The following is a 13,346-nucleotide window of genomic DNA, read 5'->3' on the forward strand; positions in this document are numbered from 1 at the left end:
TCTCAAGGACAAACGGAGGCATGTTGTCTGGAGAAGTGTCCATTAGAAGGGCTCCCATGGACAAGGCGAGACCTGTTGTCTGGAGAAGTGTCCATTAGAAAGGTTCTCAAGGACAAACGGAGACGTGGCGTCAGGAGAAGTGTCCATTAGAAGGGTTCTCAAGGACAAACAGAGACAACGGAGTCAGGAGATTTGTCCATTAGAAGGGCTCTCAAGGATAAACGGAGGCGTGGTGACATGAGAAGTGTCCATTAGAAGGGTTCTCAAGGACAAACCAGTGCCTGGCATCTGGGGTTTTGTCCGTTAAAGGGGATTCTCAGAATCCAATGACTTGATAAGTCATTATATTCTACGAATTTTAAGACGTATGCTGCTTCTGCAGGAGTGGTCAGTAAAACGGCTTTCACGCCTCCTCCCTAAAACCGACAAATTTCTCGGGAAATATTCTGAATTCCGTCTTAGTAAATCGAAAATTAAGCCGCAGCCTTGTCCTAATTGACTAAATTGTGAATATATCTTAAACCAAGCTAATAAACTGTTAAAAACCTTACAAAAACTTCTGAAACAGAGAGTGTCTGAGGTGAGGAGACGCCTGATGCTACTAAGAACTTAGCTGTGATTGCATATAATTGGATGAAGGAAAAGCAGTAGTTTATATATATAAGCGAAGCTCATTTCACACCTCTCACTTCAAATTGGGGAGGACGAGGGTGTGCACGATTACATCAAAGAAAGAACTATCAAGATAGGAAAGTATATCGTGGAGACAAGAAAAACGGTTCGCGTGATCGCGAAGGAGTTTGGTGTATCCAAAAGTACTGTCCACAAGGATTTGACAGAAAGGCTGCCAGAAATCAGCCCGGAGCTTGCGAATGAGGTGAAGGATATTTTGGATTACCATAAATCAATCCGGCACCTCCGCGGAGGAGAAGCAACAAAGATGAAGTACAAGAAGCCTGAGTACGAAGAGGAAACCGTTAAATAATGAAAGGAAGTGCCGGCATCCGCCGGCATTTTACTTTTTTAAAAAAATAAATAATCATAATAAAGAAAAGTTAAGGATTAACTAAGGAATCTGTGAGAAAATATCAAGATTGTGTGAAAATCGGGGTTATTCATACAGTAGGGTATTAGTCCCGGAAAAAAGGATATTCTCAGTTAAGGTTTTCTTACTTCTTTCCCCAGTGATGTGATAAAATAGTAAATTAGGACAGTGTTAGAAAATTTATGCAAGAGAAGTTTGTAAGGAGGATTTAAATTTAATGTTCGCAAGAGATATAGGAATTGATCTCGGGACAGCCAACGTACTTATACACGTTAAAGGAAAAGGGATTGTCCTAAATGAGCCTTCAGTAGTTGCCATAGATAAAAATACGAACCGCGTACTGGCGGTTGGCGAGGAAGCCAGAAGAATGGTGGGGCGTACCCCAGGAAATATTGTGGCGATCCGTCCGCTAAAGGATGGCGTCATCGCAGACTTTGACATCACGGAAGCAATGCTTAAGCATTTTATAAATAAATTGAATGTAAAGGGATTCTTGTCCAAGCCGCGGATTTTGATCTGCTGCCCGACCAACATCACGAGTGTTGAACAGAAAGCTATAAAAGAAGCGGCTGAAAAAAGCGGCGGGAAAAAAGTGTATCTGGAGGAAGAACCAAAGGTTGCGGCCATCGGTGCCGGAATGGACATCTTCCAGCCAAGCGGAAATATGGTTGTCGATATAGGCGGGGGAACCACAGATGTTGCGGTTCTATCCATGGGTGATATCGTGACTTCCTCATCGATTAAAATGGCCGGAGATAAGTTTGACCTTGAAATTCTGAATTTCATTAAGCGTAAGTATAAGCTGCTCATTGGAGAGCGTACCGCAGAGGAAATTAAATTAAAGGTTGCGACTGTATTTCCTGGCTCAAGGAATGAAGAAATTGATATCAGGGGCCGCGATATGGTTTCAGGTCTTCCTAGAACCATTACGGTGAAATCAGATGAAATCTCGGGAGCGCTTAAGGAGTCTGTGGCAGTTATTGTCCAGGCGGCAAAAAGCGTATTGGAGCGCACTCCTCCAGAATTGTCAGCGGATATCATTGACCGCGGAGTGATTTTGACAGGGGGCGGTGCCCTGCTTCACGGCATGGACCAGCTGCTGGCTGAAGAATTAAAGGTTCCTGTACTTGTTGCAGAAAATCCAATGGATTGTGTAGCGATTGGTACCGGAGTGATGCTTGACAACATGGACAAGCTCCCAAAACGCAGATTTGTAGTATAACAGGATAAGGGACCCGCAGTTCATAAAGCTTGTAAAGGAAAGGTGCGAACGCGGATCCCTTTTTTCTATTCCACCGTTTTTCTTCCAGTAAACATCTCCCGGCTTCCTGGGATTTTCAGGAATATGCTTGAATTTCGCAGAATTACGTTAACTTCTCGTCCAGAGCGCCGATAAGTTAAGTATAATGATATAAATCGAAATGCCACTGGATATTTTCACTAACTTGAGGTGCTATATGTTTAAAGGATTTTATACAGCTGCATCCGGCATGCTCTCCCAGCAGCGCCGTACCGAAATGCTGTCCAATAATATATCGAATGCAAATACCCCCGGATATAAAGCCGACCAATCTTCATTAAGATCTTTTCCAAAAATGTTTTTAAGCAGTCTCGGGAGCAATCAGGTGCCTGTGGAGCGCAAATTGTCCCTGCCCGTCAATCAGTATATTGGCAGTTTGAGTGCAGGAGTGTACATGCAGGAGGCTGCCCCTGATTTCTCTCAAGGGAATGTGACTGTGACTGATCAAAATACCGATCTGGCCCTCCAGGATATGAATGTACCTGTAAGCAGGGATAATGGGCGGAAGAGTGCTACCTTCTTTACCGTATCCAATGCCAATGGGGAGGTCAGGTATACAAGGAACGGAGGTTTTACTCTGGATGCTGCAGGCTATCTGACTTCATCCAGCGGAAATTATGTGCTGGATGATCAGGGAAAGCCCATCCAGCTTACCAGCGAAGACTTCAAGGTTGAAGAGGATGGAACAATCTCAGAAAATAATCGGAGAATCGCACGCCTTGGAATTGTGCTTGCAGATAATCCTTTCAGGCTCGTAAAAGAAGGAGACGGCCTTTTCCGTGCAGAGCAGGGCCAGGCGATAGGAAGTGCCTATAACCGGGGAGACGTCCAATTCAAGCTGCAGCAGGGAGCAGTCGAGCAGTCCAATGTAGACGAGTCAAAATCCATGACCGACATGATGACAGCCTATCGTTCCTTTGAATCTGACCAGAAGGTTCTTCAGGCATATGACAAGAGCATGGATAAAGCGGTGAATGAAGTCGGCCGGATCGGATAATATGGCAGCATAGGAGAAAAACGATGGACAGAATGACAATCAGCTCAACCAACACTCTTAGCCAGCTTCAAAAGAAGATGGATATAATCAGCAATAATATGAGCAATATAGAAACAAATGGTTATAAGAAACGGGAAACCTATTTTACCGACCTGCTTGCCCAGGAGTTTAAGAATCAGGAGCGGGACGATAAAGAAAAAGGCAGGCTGACACCTGTTGGACTCAGAATGGGAACAGGGGCAAAACTGACGCAGTCCCGCATGGTGCTGACTCAGGGCAGTGTCAAACAGACAGAACGCGATCTGGATGTGGCCCTCACGAAAAAAGATTTGTTTTTTAAAGTAAGAGGAGAAGGAAACAGCCTGCAATTCACACGGGATGGAGCGTTTTACCTATCTCCTTCCGGCCAGAATTCCATGATGCTTGTTACCGGGAATGGCCAGTCTGTACTTGACGGCCAGAATCAGCCTATTGTCATACAGGGTGATATCACCTCCCTGAAGATCAGGGAAGACGGGCAGCTGACGGCCGTTACAGAAGATAGGGGAACCCAGACATTTGACCTAGGCATCGTTTCCGTTCAGAAGCCTCAATTTCTAGAGCAGAAGGGTGAAAATATGCTGGCCCTTCCAAATAATCTCAACAGTCTTGGAGTATCAGCGAATGAGGTATATACTGATCTTAACGGCGGATTAAGAAATACTATTTCACTCCAGCAGGGAGCGCTGGAATCCTCCAATGTAGATCTATCAAAGGAAATGACTGACCTAATGAATGTTCAGAGATCATATCAATTTCAGGCTCGCACCGTCACAATGGCAGATCAAATGGCCGGCCTCGTGAATGGGATACGCTGATCTAGAAACTGCGGTATTCACAAAGAGGCTTGCGGACAGCGGGTGACCGAAGGAGAGGCAGCATAAAGGATGGAACCGATGAGCATGTCTAGAGAAAAATATCAAAAAGAAAAAAGGGAATCAGTGAAGGGGAATACGAAGAAAAAAGTCCGCGTACGATTGATTCCCATCTGGCTGAGAATCATCATCGTAGCTGCGCTGATTCTTATTTCCGTATCAGCGGGGGCCATAGTAGGATACAGCATCCTAGGAAACGGAAAGCCTTTTGATGTGTTTAAATCATCCACCTGGACCCATATCAGCGACCTAGTGAATCAAGGCGTGAAGTAAGCGGCGGAGTAGCAGGAACTTGGGACATTGCATGTATGTGATGTCTTTTTTGCTGCTCCAAAAACCGGAATCGATAGAATTCAAGTTCCTTTCAGCTGTTCCTGGACCTGATTGTAGATGTAGGACTTCACCGCCAAGAGATCTTCTCTCTCAAACTTCTCTTCTTCATTCTCATAACTATCAACCACTTTCTTTATCAGATCTTTCAATGCTTCTGGAAAAAAAGCAGCGGCCCAGCAGCCCGCCTCCTGCTTGGAAGAAATCTTTCCTTCCTTCAGGTACCAAAAAACACGGATCAGATTTAATACGGAGTAAATGGGATCCTCTTCAATCCGTTCCAGACAATCATGGAAGTCCTCCATAATAGCCGAGATATAGTGCGCAGCTGGAATGGAGGGTATAACTTCTTCTATGGGTTTTCCTTCCATGCATACTCCCCGCTTGGCCGTGATGGTTAAGTGGGCAGCTAGATCAGGATCCGTCATGGAGTCACTGCTTAAATAAAGAAGCGGATCTGTCTCATAACGCTCCCTCCAGGCCTCGCTGTAGTGAAAATCAAATGGCGAAGGATGAAGCCAATTCCTCACCTGCTTTTCGTTCATAAAGCTGACTTCCACTGGATAAGGCCTGTTTGATAGGAAGAGGAATACTTCCGCTAACTTTATTTTGGTGTCTATTGGGAGGGGGTCAGCCGTTATGACCAGAATATCAATATCACTGCTTTTCGGATTAAACCCTCCCATCGCTAATGAACCATGAATATAAAACCCAATAACATTCTGCTCAACCGCTTTTTTAACTTCATGCAAAATCCGGCTGACAAAACGTCTTGTGTCAGGAGGGCATGTATCCCAGTTATAAGCCATTTTCCTTATCCCCTTCAATGCATTTTTATGATAAGTCATTTTATAAGTATTGTAGATTTCAATGAGTTCGGTATGCAAGCTTATTGTGGATGCAGATGGATGGATGCGCAGGCGCATCCCGCAGGTACAGTCGAAGCCGAGGGAGGCTCACCGACACCCTGTGGAAATCAGCCTCTTCTCCTGTCTGTAAAACGGTATAAAAAGAGCTTAGGACTTACTCTTAACACTAGATTTTAAAATGGCACTTAAATCTGATAAAATAGAGATACTAAAATGATGGAGGGAACCATATGCTTGATGTTACGCAAATCAAAGAAATTATTCCGCACCGCTATCCGTTTCTGCTTGTAGATAAAATTGTAGAGATGGAGGAAGGAAAGCGTGCGGTCGGCATAAAGAATGTGACGGCTAATGAAGAATTCTTCAATGGACATTTCCCTGATTACCCGGTAATGCCCGGGGTATTGATTGTGGAGGCACTGGCTCAGGTGGGTGCGACGGCTATGCTGATTAAGGAAGAAAACCGCGGCCGTTTGGCGTTCTTTGCCGGCATTGATGGCTGCCGCTTTAAGAAACAGGTCAAGCCGGGCGACCAGCTGCGCCTTGAAGTGGAGATCACAAGGCTCCGCGGACCGGTTGGAAAGGGTAAGGCGATAGCGACTGTTGACGGCGAAGTGGCCTGCGAAGCCGAAATTACGTTCGCATTGGGAGAAAAGCAAGCATAATTTTTTATAAAAATTTTTCCAGAAAACCTGTTTAGAAATAGGTCTTTGGTGATATTATAGTAGTGTAGGTTTAATAGTAATTCATTTACTCAACATGAAAAATATGGTCTGGTAAGCCATAGATTCTCCCTAAAAAAAGGAGCTGACTTGCAGCCTGATTGAGGCATACAGGTCAGCTTTTTATTTTGGGGATCATAAACAAAAGGAGAGGCCTGAGCCTCTCCTTTTTTCTTACTTTAAGGTAACTTTGACTTGATATGGCTTGATGGACGAGTTGCCGAAATAATCGCGGACCTTGATATGATAGGTTCCTTTTTTCAGGGTTCTGGAGAGCCACTCGTTATCGCCTTCAGGATAGTAGTCTGCAAAATTCAACAGCTTGCCTTTCTGATAGAGGGATAGAGAAAGATCTGCCTCGCTGCCTCCCATCAGGTCGATTTTCACGGAAGCATCCTTCTTGAGTGTAAAGGTGAACCAGTCTTCATCCCCATTCTTTTTGCCGCTGTTCAGATAAGCGGATGCACTGAATACCTTTGAATTCACAGCCTTTAAGGCAATCGGCTTGGACGGTACATTGTTTTTGACTGTAGATTTGGCGTCCTCATCAGCTGTCACGGCTGGGGCAACGGTCAAGTGATAAGGAAGCAGGCTGAAGTCGGCTCCCTCCGTAAAGTGATCAAGTACAATGAAGTATTTCTTGCCCTTTACGGCTTTAAATGACCCGTAGGTATTTCCTGTCTCCAACCCGGACTCCAGGATATTATAGCTGTCATAATCCGCTTTGTCGTATTTTCGGTTCCCATTTACATCTTCAATAATGACAGGGAGCGTGTAAATTTTACTGAACAATTCCGCAGGCAGCTGGCTCTTTTGAGCTGCACTGGCTGTTCCTCTTTCAGCAAGCACACTGTAGATGCCAGTCTGGGATGGTGCGAAATAAAAAGCATCCAAATCCCCCGGCATGGCAAAATTGCCGGTCACTTTTCCATTAGCAGGAAGAGTTTTCGCATGATCCTTGAATAAATCATTATCCTCGTACTTATCCGATGCATCTCCGTAAACGAAAGAAGAAGAGATCGTATAGTTTTCGTAGTTAAAGTCATTTTCATAATAGTTCGGATGAATGATCATATAATAGGTCCCGCCTTTTTGCAGACCTGTATACATATAGGTTTTGAGCGCTCCCCAGCCGCTATAGTCGGAGTTTTCCCCGATATATCTGAGAGATGGGATGGTTCTTCCATCATCAAGCTTTTCTGATGTGGCTTGAACCAGTGTTACAGAGAAGCCCTGTCCATTGGTTTTAGGGATGTTAAGCTTATAAATTCCTGATTTATCTGGACTGATGCTGAAAATATCGGTGTCATCCTGGCTCTGCAGAGCACCGGCTGCCTTATCTCCTAACTGGTAGGGACGTGCGTGTTCCTGATAGGAATCAAGGAGCTGCTGCATCTGCAGGATTTCATCCTCGATATCCCACTGGCCATCTCCGTTTAGATCTCCTTCATCACCGCTGCCGCCTTCTTCATCATCGCCTGTTCCTTCCATGCCAAAGTCATCCTCATCTATGCTTTGTTCGCGGGAGGAAATGGACAGGGTGTAAGGCGTAATGGACGATTCAGGCTGCATGTTGCTATCAGGGGATGGGCCAAAGAAGAACATGAAAAAGTCCTCTTCTTCGTTCATCTCAGGTTTATTGGATACCTTGATAATATATTTGACTCCTTTTTCACCAGGGAACGCAAGGGTCTCGCCATCTCCTGAGCCATTGCGGTTCGCCCGGAAATCGCCAGGCATGGATTTGTCGCTTTCCAGCATGCTTTTCAGCAGTTCAAGCTTTTCCTGTTCGGTCATCGGAGGCTCGCCCGGCTCCGGCTCAGGGATCAGGGAATCCTCACGGTATACATTGATGGTGCTGTTTACACCGGCGACACCGCTAAGCTTCAGGCTGTATAACTTGTCCGCATCAGCGGTAAAGGTAAAAAAGTCATTATCGACCTTCTCGCCGCTTGCGAAAGTGTTATCTCCATCTGAATAGGGCAGGGAAGAAACAGCCTTCATTTTTTCCAGAGTGGAAGTATCCTCAGGAAGATTTTTTGCTTTTTCTACGTTAAGTGTATAGCTGTCCCTTTTCGAAGCATCATAATGGCCATTCACATCCTTCACACCGATTGCCATCGTACCTGTGAATGGAGCTTTTATAAGCTTGCCTTCATTTTTTCCTTCTTTTACATTGTCGACCTCAAGGGACTGTGACTGTTTGCTGGCAAAGAATTTAATCATTAACTTATGATCATATTGGCCTGCACTTTTTAAGGAAGTCTGTATATACTCGCCCTCTGTCACGCCGAACTGAATCCAATGCTGTTCAGAAGGCATTGTGAAGGCCTTCGAAATCGAAATCGGGGCAGCAGCGTAGACCCGGGAAGCCTCGTTCTGGATTTCCTTATCCGTCCACTTCTTCACAAGGATCTTCGGAAGGTTCTTGATATTATATTTCAGTGCGGCAGCGGGGTTCACAAGGCCGCTTCCGTACTTTGTATCATATCCCTTTGATCCAAGATCTGTGGCGGTCGCATCCAGGATATATTCTACCTGCTGCGGAGTCAGGCCCGGATGCTTCGCAAGAAGCAGGGAAGCCGCTCCTGCGACAATCGGCGTAGCCATGGAGGTTCCGCTCATGGTTCGGAAACTCGAAAGCTTTTCCGGTTCATAGATGGACGAATAGATGTCTTCACCAGGAGCCGCAATGTCAATGCCAGGGCCGAAGTTCGAAAAATAGGAGAGCTTTTTCGAGCTGTCCACAGAGCTGACAGAGATGACTCCTTCATAAGAGGCCGGGTAATTTGGAATATCCATGGCATCGTTTCCGGCAGCTGCGACGATTACAATTCCTTTGCTCACAGCTCGTTGAATGGCTTCCTCAAGGATGGTGGAAGACGACCAGGAGCCGATGCTCATATTAATGACCTTCGCACCCTGCTCGATCGCTTTATCGATTGCCTGGACGATGGTAAAGTCAGTGGTACTGAAGCCTCTATTAAATATATCAATTGAAAGGATTTCGGCATTCGGGTTGATTCCATAGCCGCCGATGCCATTATTCTTTTCTCCGGCGATAATGCCTGCCACATGCGTGCCGTGTGAATCGGGCAGCCCTGGATTCAGCGGATTGATCGCATTGTAGCTGCTGATCACTTTATTCTTAAGCTCAGGGTGTTTTACATCAATTCCAGTATCAATCACGGCGACCTTCACCTTGCGATTTCCTGCAAGAGCCTGTGCTTCGTCTGCATGCAGCATGGAGAGCTGGTATTGTTTAAAAGCCTTTGGATCCGGCGTTCCTAGCTGCTGGAACAGGACGGAAGGCTGGGCAGAAATGACATTGGAATTTTTCAGATACGCTTTAAGCGCTTTTTGCTGCGCAGCTTTATTTTTCACCTTGACTACAGTGTACTTATGGACGCTGTCCTGCTTGATGATGGAGGCGCCAAGGATGGAATGCTCGGCTCTTGATAATGGACTTTTATATTTAATGACAATGGTATCATCACTGAACTGTGGTTTCTTTTCGGCTTTTTTGTCGCTGCTGTAGAGCTTTAAATCATCGAGGGACTGCATCATTCTAGTGCTGCCCTGACTGTTGGAATGATTGTGTTTAATCCGGTTTAAATCTGCCTGCAGGCTTTTTGCACTGGCTGTCCCAGGAAGAAGCAGTCCGGCACACATACTCAACAAAGCCACATTTTTCACAAGCTTTTTCATAAAATACCCCCAAAATGGATTTTCTTTTGTAAAGCCTTAAAAACCGCATGCTCCTTTCTTGATTCATGCACTCTACAATAAGACGAGGGAAACTATGGAAATAGTTTCATAGAAATTAATATTCTCCCTATCTATGGAAAATCCTGTGTGAAAAAAACATATAAAAAAATAATAGTAGGGTGTATGGGATTTTAACTAGTGGAGGATAATCTAGGAATGAGTCAAATAACTAAATATTTTTCGAAAAAAAGGAAACGCTAAAGTCAGGCTTTCATTACAGAAAGGATGGAAGGAGGGGGAAATATGAAAAAGCTATTGGCGCTGCTTGGAGCGTCCGCGCTGTCTTTTGTCCTTTTATCAGCTTGCGGTGCAAATCAAGAAGACCGGAAACCGCCGCCGGAGGATAACCATAACGGAGTAGTAGATGACAAGGACCATGACCGGGAAGATGTACACCTGAAGGATACCAAAAAAATCAAGCAGGATACGGATGTCGGGGACCAGAAGCGGAATGATGATGACGGACAGGTGCCGGGCGATGCAGATCCTACAGATAATGAGCATAATAAAGATAAGACCAAGGACAATCCTTACGATAATGTGGAAAATGGAAAACGAACTCCCCACAGCCGGTAAGGACCAAAGGACCCCGCCTTTATATAATGACGGGGCTTTTTCACAGTTAATCTTTTATGGCCGACAGCGCCGGCTTGGAACGGATTTTCTGCTTGAATTCACCCAGCAGCCGGTCTCCCTCCAGGCCTTCACTCAGCAGGTCGGCGAGAAGGACTTCTGCATATTTATTGCGGGATCTTTTGATGGTTCCTTCAAGAAGGAAAATCACTTTTCCGTCAATTTCCACAATTGAACAGATGGTTGTTTGATAAAGGACAGGCTCATTTTCCTTTTTTGAAATAACAGCTAAAACGAAGATTTGGTTTCCTGGATTTAATTCTTTCTCGATATCTTTAAACGTATCTTTGGAGATAAAGGCATCAATCAGCCATCTGTTTTTTTCGTCTTCTTTATTGATGATCAATCCGTCTTCTAATTCAACAGGAAGCAATACCTGCTGGCTTGAGACAATCTGAAGAGAAATCAGTCTAAATGTTTTCATTGTCGGCCTCCATTCTCTATAGAATATCCAATTTTAAGGAGATCATAACACTGGCAAAACAGTGGTTGGATGAGAGTAAGGGGAAAATGGCAGTGTTGGTGACGTACTTCACTGATTTTTACTATTATAGCATAGGATGGAAGCGGTAAAAAACGATAAGGCTTTCAGGATCACAGTGTATTTTGTCGAAATAAAACTGTAGAAAATCATCGAAAGTAATAAAATCGTATTTTAGGGACCCCTTTATTGGAAAAAGGGGTTTTTGGCTAGGGAAAAAAGCAATTTTGAGGGAGGAAACTCTGCCTTACAGCCCATAAGCTCATTTTACGCAGGAAGAAAAAGTTTATATTATGAGAATACAAGACAGGAAGGGAGGGAGATTCATGATCAATCAGGTCACTTTGGTCGGCCGCCTGACAAGAGATCCCGAGCTGCGCTATACCCAGGAAGGAAAAGCCGTCTCGACGGTCGTACTTGCCGTGAGCCGCAATTATAAAAATGCACGTGGAGAGTTCGAGGCGGACTTTGTCCATTGCATTCTCTGGAGCAGGCAGGCGGAGACGACCAGCCAATATTGTAAAAAGGGCTCGGTGGTCGGTGTGACAGGCAGGATCCAGACCCGGAATTACAATAATCAGGAAGGGAAGAAGACTTACGTTACAGAAGTGATTGCTGAGTCTGTAAAATTTCTCGGCCCGCGCCCTGCATAAGCACTAGAAGAAAGGAGTGAATGCTATGGCCTGCCAAAGCTGTGCAAGATTGGAACGGGTGGAGGAGCTGCTCACGGATCTCATTACATTTGTCGGCAGAATGAATGGGAAGACTCTTTCAGGGCAGGAGCAGCTTCGGAGCATCCAGGTGCTTCTGCTCAAAGCCGAGGCCCAATTGAACGAAAGAAGCCTGAAAATCGAGGAGCGGCTGCTCCTGCTAGAGAAAGCTCATCATAAAGACCAGCTGTCCGCAGAAAGAACCCTCCTGGCTGAAGAAACAGCAACCTACACCGCTTTTTCCTTCTGATCCGCCAGGCCATCTTCCATGATATCCTCAATTACTCCCCGCAGTTCCCCGTTTTATTCCGCTAAAAAATTGAAGTTCCTCTTGATGGACTGCTGCGGCAGTCCTTTTTATTATCTTGCTTTTATATGCAGTGAGGCGGTACTGGTGAAATAGTATGCGGGACAGTCATACGGAGAGAATCGCTGCAGGAAAATTGGCATATTGATAAAAATAGGAAATAATTATTGCGCTCTGACACACATGTGTGTTATGTTGTGTGTGGGGAATAAAGAATGGAAAGCGGGGTTTATTATGCTTAGTACAAAAGAAATCAGTGAAATGCTTAATGTCTCGGAAGAAACGGTCCGCAGATGGATCCGTACAGGAGAGCTTGAAGCTACCCAGGACGGTAAAAGCTATGTAGTGGACGACAGCAAGCTTGAGGATTTTGTTGAGAAGAAGTCCAGTGTTCCGGGCACCTCGCTGTCAAAAATGCAGAACCTGATCGAAATGGTCGGCAGCAATCTTCTAAATAATGCAAAGGCAAAGGATGTGGCAGGATTGGGTGTGGAATTTTTAACCAAAAGCCTGAACAAAATCAAAACGGCAGAATTCGGCCAGGTCAATCCCGATTCCTACGAGCCTGAAGATATAGAAGAAAAAATCGAATCCTTGAAAAGAAAAAAGAAAAAGCTGGAGCTGGAATTCCAGATGAAGCTTTTGGATATTGATGATGAAATTGCGAAATACCAGAGAAAGATGAAATAAAATAAAAGCTGAATGACAAAGAAGACGTATGAAATGGCATACGTCTTTTTTCTTTACTTCAAAAACCCGCCACAAGGATCATGGTTGGCGAAGATTAGGAGATGTACCCGGACAGATAAATAAAGGGAGGAATTCCCTTTAATTAGTAATTTCCAGTAAAAAAGGCTTAAATAGAGGGAGAAATTCCCCTTATTGATCCAAAAAGTTCGGATATAGGCGATTTTGGCTTAGATAAAGGGAAAACTTGAAGGTAGTCTAAAAAGTGGACACGTCACTAGGACAATTTTATATACTTTAACTAACAATCTTAGGGGCGTGTTAATAAATGAGAAAAACCTATTCACCCGAATACAAGGAATACGTCGTTAAATTAGTCCTGGAGGAAGGCAGGAAGATGAGTGAACTGTCTCGAGAGCTTGAAATTCCTTATGGCACCATGAATAAGTGGGTCATGGAATGTAGAAACAAAGGGAAACAGGACAAGGAAGCTTATCAGACCCCTTCTGAGCTGGCCAAGAAGGAAGAGCGGTATCTGAAAGAAATTCGTGAATTGCAGGAGGAGGTGGAGATCTTAAAAAAG

At 44.7% G+C, this 13,346-nt stretch carries 14 protein-coding genes; 11 read left to right on the forward strand and 3 right to left on the reverse strand.

From position 1 onward, the window contains the following. Window positions 1-712: 712 nt before the first annotated feature. From spoIIID to H539_RS0126385, 5 genes are all read left to right on the forward strand, one after another. Window positions 713-985, forward strand: a complete 273-nt coding sequence (spoIIID, locus tag H539_RS0126365; RefSeq protein WP_026696020.1) for a sporulation transcriptional regulator SpoIIID — start codon at window positions 713-715, stop codon at window positions 983-985. A gap of 277 nt (window positions 986-1,262) precedes the next feature. Continuing rightward, window positions 1,263-2,267, forward strand: a complete 1,005-nt coding sequence (gene mreB, locus H539_RS0126370; protein ID WP_026696021.1) for a rod shape-determining protein — start codon at window positions 1,263-1,265, stop codon at window positions 2,265-2,267. A 235-nt stretch (window positions 2,268-2,502) separates the two neighbouring features. Further along, window positions 2,503-3,342 (forward strand): flagellar hook-basal body protein, encoded by an 840-nt coding sequence (locus H539_RS0126375; RefSeq protein WP_026696022.1) that lies wholly within the window; start codon window positions 2,503-2,505, stop codon window positions 3,340-3,342. Between the two features lie 23 nt (window positions 3,343-3,365). After that, entirely contained in the window at window positions 3,366-4,199 is an 834-nt protein-coding gene (locus H539_RS0126380; RefSeq protein WP_026696023.1) for a flagellar hook-basal body protein, read from the forward strand. A gap of 84 nt (window positions 4,200-4,283) precedes the next feature. Next, complete coding sequence (locus H539_RS0126385; RefSeq protein ID WP_425414773.1) at window positions 4,284-4,529, forward strand: DNA-directed RNA polymerase subunit beta; 246 nt, start codon at window positions 4,284-4,286, stop codon at window positions 4,527-4,529. Between the two features lie 80 nt (window positions 4,530-4,609). Here H539_RS0126385 and H539_RS0126390 read toward each other — a convergent pair whose 3' ends face one another. Then, window positions 4,610-5,395, reverse strand: a complete 786-nt coding sequence (locus tag H539_RS0126390) for an aminoglycoside adenylyltransferase domain-containing protein (protein ID WP_026696025.1) — start codon at window positions 5,393-5,395, stop codon at window positions 4,610-4,612. Between the two features lie 290 nt (window positions 5,396-5,685). On the opposite strand from H539_RS0126390, the gene fabZ reads away from it, so the two are divergent. After that, a complete protein-coding gene (fabZ, locus tag H539_RS0126395; RefSeq protein WP_026696026.1) occupies window positions 5,686-6,120 on the forward strand; it encodes a 3-hydroxyacyl-ACP dehydratase FabZ in 435 nt (144 codons plus the stop codon). Between the two features lie 231 nt (window positions 6,121-6,351). On the opposite strand, the gene H539_RS0126400 is transcribed toward fabZ, so the two are convergent. Further along, window positions 6,352-9,885 carry a S8 family serine peptidase gene (locus H539_RS0126400; protein WP_026696027.1) on the reverse strand — a complete coding sequence of 1,178 codons (3,534 nt, stop codon included), beginning with the start codon at window positions 9,883-9,885 and terminating at the stop codon, window positions 6,352-6,354. A 303-nt stretch (window positions 9,886-10,188) separates the two neighbouring features. On the opposite strand from H539_RS0126400, the gene H539_RS0126405 reads away from it, so the two are divergent. Beyond that, entirely contained in the window at window positions 10,189-10,521 is a 333-nt protein-coding gene (locus H539_RS0126405) for a hypothetical protein (RefSeq protein ID WP_026696028.1), read from the forward strand. A 46-nt stretch (window positions 10,522-10,567) separates the two neighbouring features. On the opposite strand, the gene H539_RS0126410 is transcribed toward H539_RS0126405, so the two are convergent. Beyond that, window positions 10,568-11,002 carry a YwpF family protein gene (locus H539_RS0126410; protein WP_026696029.1) on the reverse strand — a complete coding sequence of 145 codons (435 nt, stop codon included), beginning with the start codon at window positions 11,000-11,002 and terminating at the stop codon, window positions 10,568-10,570. 383 nt (window positions 11,003-11,385) lie between these two features. Here H539_RS0126410 and ssb point away from each other — a divergent pair, with 383 nt between their 5' ends. From ssb to H539_RS0126435, 4 genes are all read left to right on the forward strand, one after another. Beyond that, a complete protein-coding gene (ssb, locus tag H539_RS29830) occupies window positions 11,386-11,712 on the forward strand; it encodes a single-stranded DNA-binding protein (RefSeq protein ID WP_035324268.1) in 327 nt (108 codons plus the stop codon). A gap of 25 nt (window positions 11,713-11,737) precedes the next feature. Beyond that, window positions 11,738-12,019, forward strand: coding sequence for a hypothetical protein (locus H539_RS0126425; protein WP_026696030.1), 282 nt, complete (start codon window positions 11,738-11,740; stop codon window positions 12,017-12,019). A 291-nt stretch (window positions 12,020-12,310) separates the two neighbouring features. After that, window positions 12,311-12,766, forward strand: coding sequence for a helix-turn-helix domain-containing protein (locus H539_RS0126430; RefSeq protein WP_026696031.1), 456 nt, complete (start codon window positions 12,311-12,313; stop codon window positions 12,764-12,766). 325 nt (window positions 12,767-13,091) lie between these two features. Then, window positions 13,092-13,346, forward strand: a 255-nt coding sequence (locus tag H539_RS0126435) for a transposase (RefSeq protein WP_026696032.1), incomplete at its 3' end; no start/stop codon positions are given.

The organism is Peribacillus kribbensis DSM 17871 (assembly GCF_000430765.1).
In the GTDB taxonomy this organism is placed as follows: domain Bacteria; phylum Bacillota; class Bacilli; order Bacillales; family DSM-1321; genus Paraperibacillus; species Paraperibacillus kribbensis.

Bases quoted from the DNA above. Each gene is read 5' to 3' on its own strand.
- H539_RS0126430 (WP_026696031.1), top strand. From the start codon at position 12,311: ATGCTTAGTACAAAAGAAATCAGTGAAATGCTTAATGTCTCGGAAGAA.
- H539_RS0126385 (WP_425414773.1), top strand. From the start codon at position 4,284: ATGTCTAGAGAAAAATATCAAAAAGAAAAAAGGGAATCAGTGAAGGGG.
- H539_RS0126400 (WP_026696027.1), bottom strand. From the start codon at position 9,885: ATGAAAAAGCTTGTGAAAAATGTGGCTTTGTTGAGTATGTGTGCCGGA.
- fabZ (WP_026696026.1), top strand. From the start codon at position 5,686: ATGCTTGATGTTACGCAAATCAAAGAAATTATTCCGCACCGCTATCCG.
- H539_RS0126405 (WP_026696028.1), top strand. From the start codon at position 10,189: ATGAAAAAGCTATTGGCGCTGCTTGGAGCGTCCGCGCTGTCTTTTGTC.
- H539_RS0126425 (WP_026696030.1), top strand. From the start codon at position 11,738: ATGGCCTGCCAAAGCTGTGCAAGATTGGAACGGGTGGAGGAGCTGCTC.
- H539_RS0126390 (WP_026696025.1), bottom strand. From the start codon at position 5,395: ATGGCTTATAACTGGGATACATGCCCTCCTGACACAAGACGTTTTGTC.
- ssb (WP_035324268.1), top strand. From the start codon at position 11,386: ATGATCAATCAGGTCACTTTGGTCGGCCGCCTGACAAGAGATCCCGAG.
- H539_RS0126380 (WP_026696023.1), top strand. From the start codon at position 3,366: ATGGACAGAATGACAATCAGCTCAACCAACACTCTTAGCCAGCTTCAA.
- mreB (WP_026696021.1), top strand. From the start codon at position 1,263: ATGTTCGCAAGAGATATAGGAATTGATCTCGGGACAGCCAACGTACTT.
- H539_RS0126375 (WP_026696022.1), top strand. From the start codon at position 2,503: ATGTTTAAAGGATTTTATACAGCTGCATCCGGCATGCTCTCCCAGCAG.
- H539_RS0126410 (WP_026696029.1), bottom strand. From the start codon at position 11,002: ATGAAAACATTTAGACTGATTTCTCTTCAGATTGTCTCAAGCCAGCAG.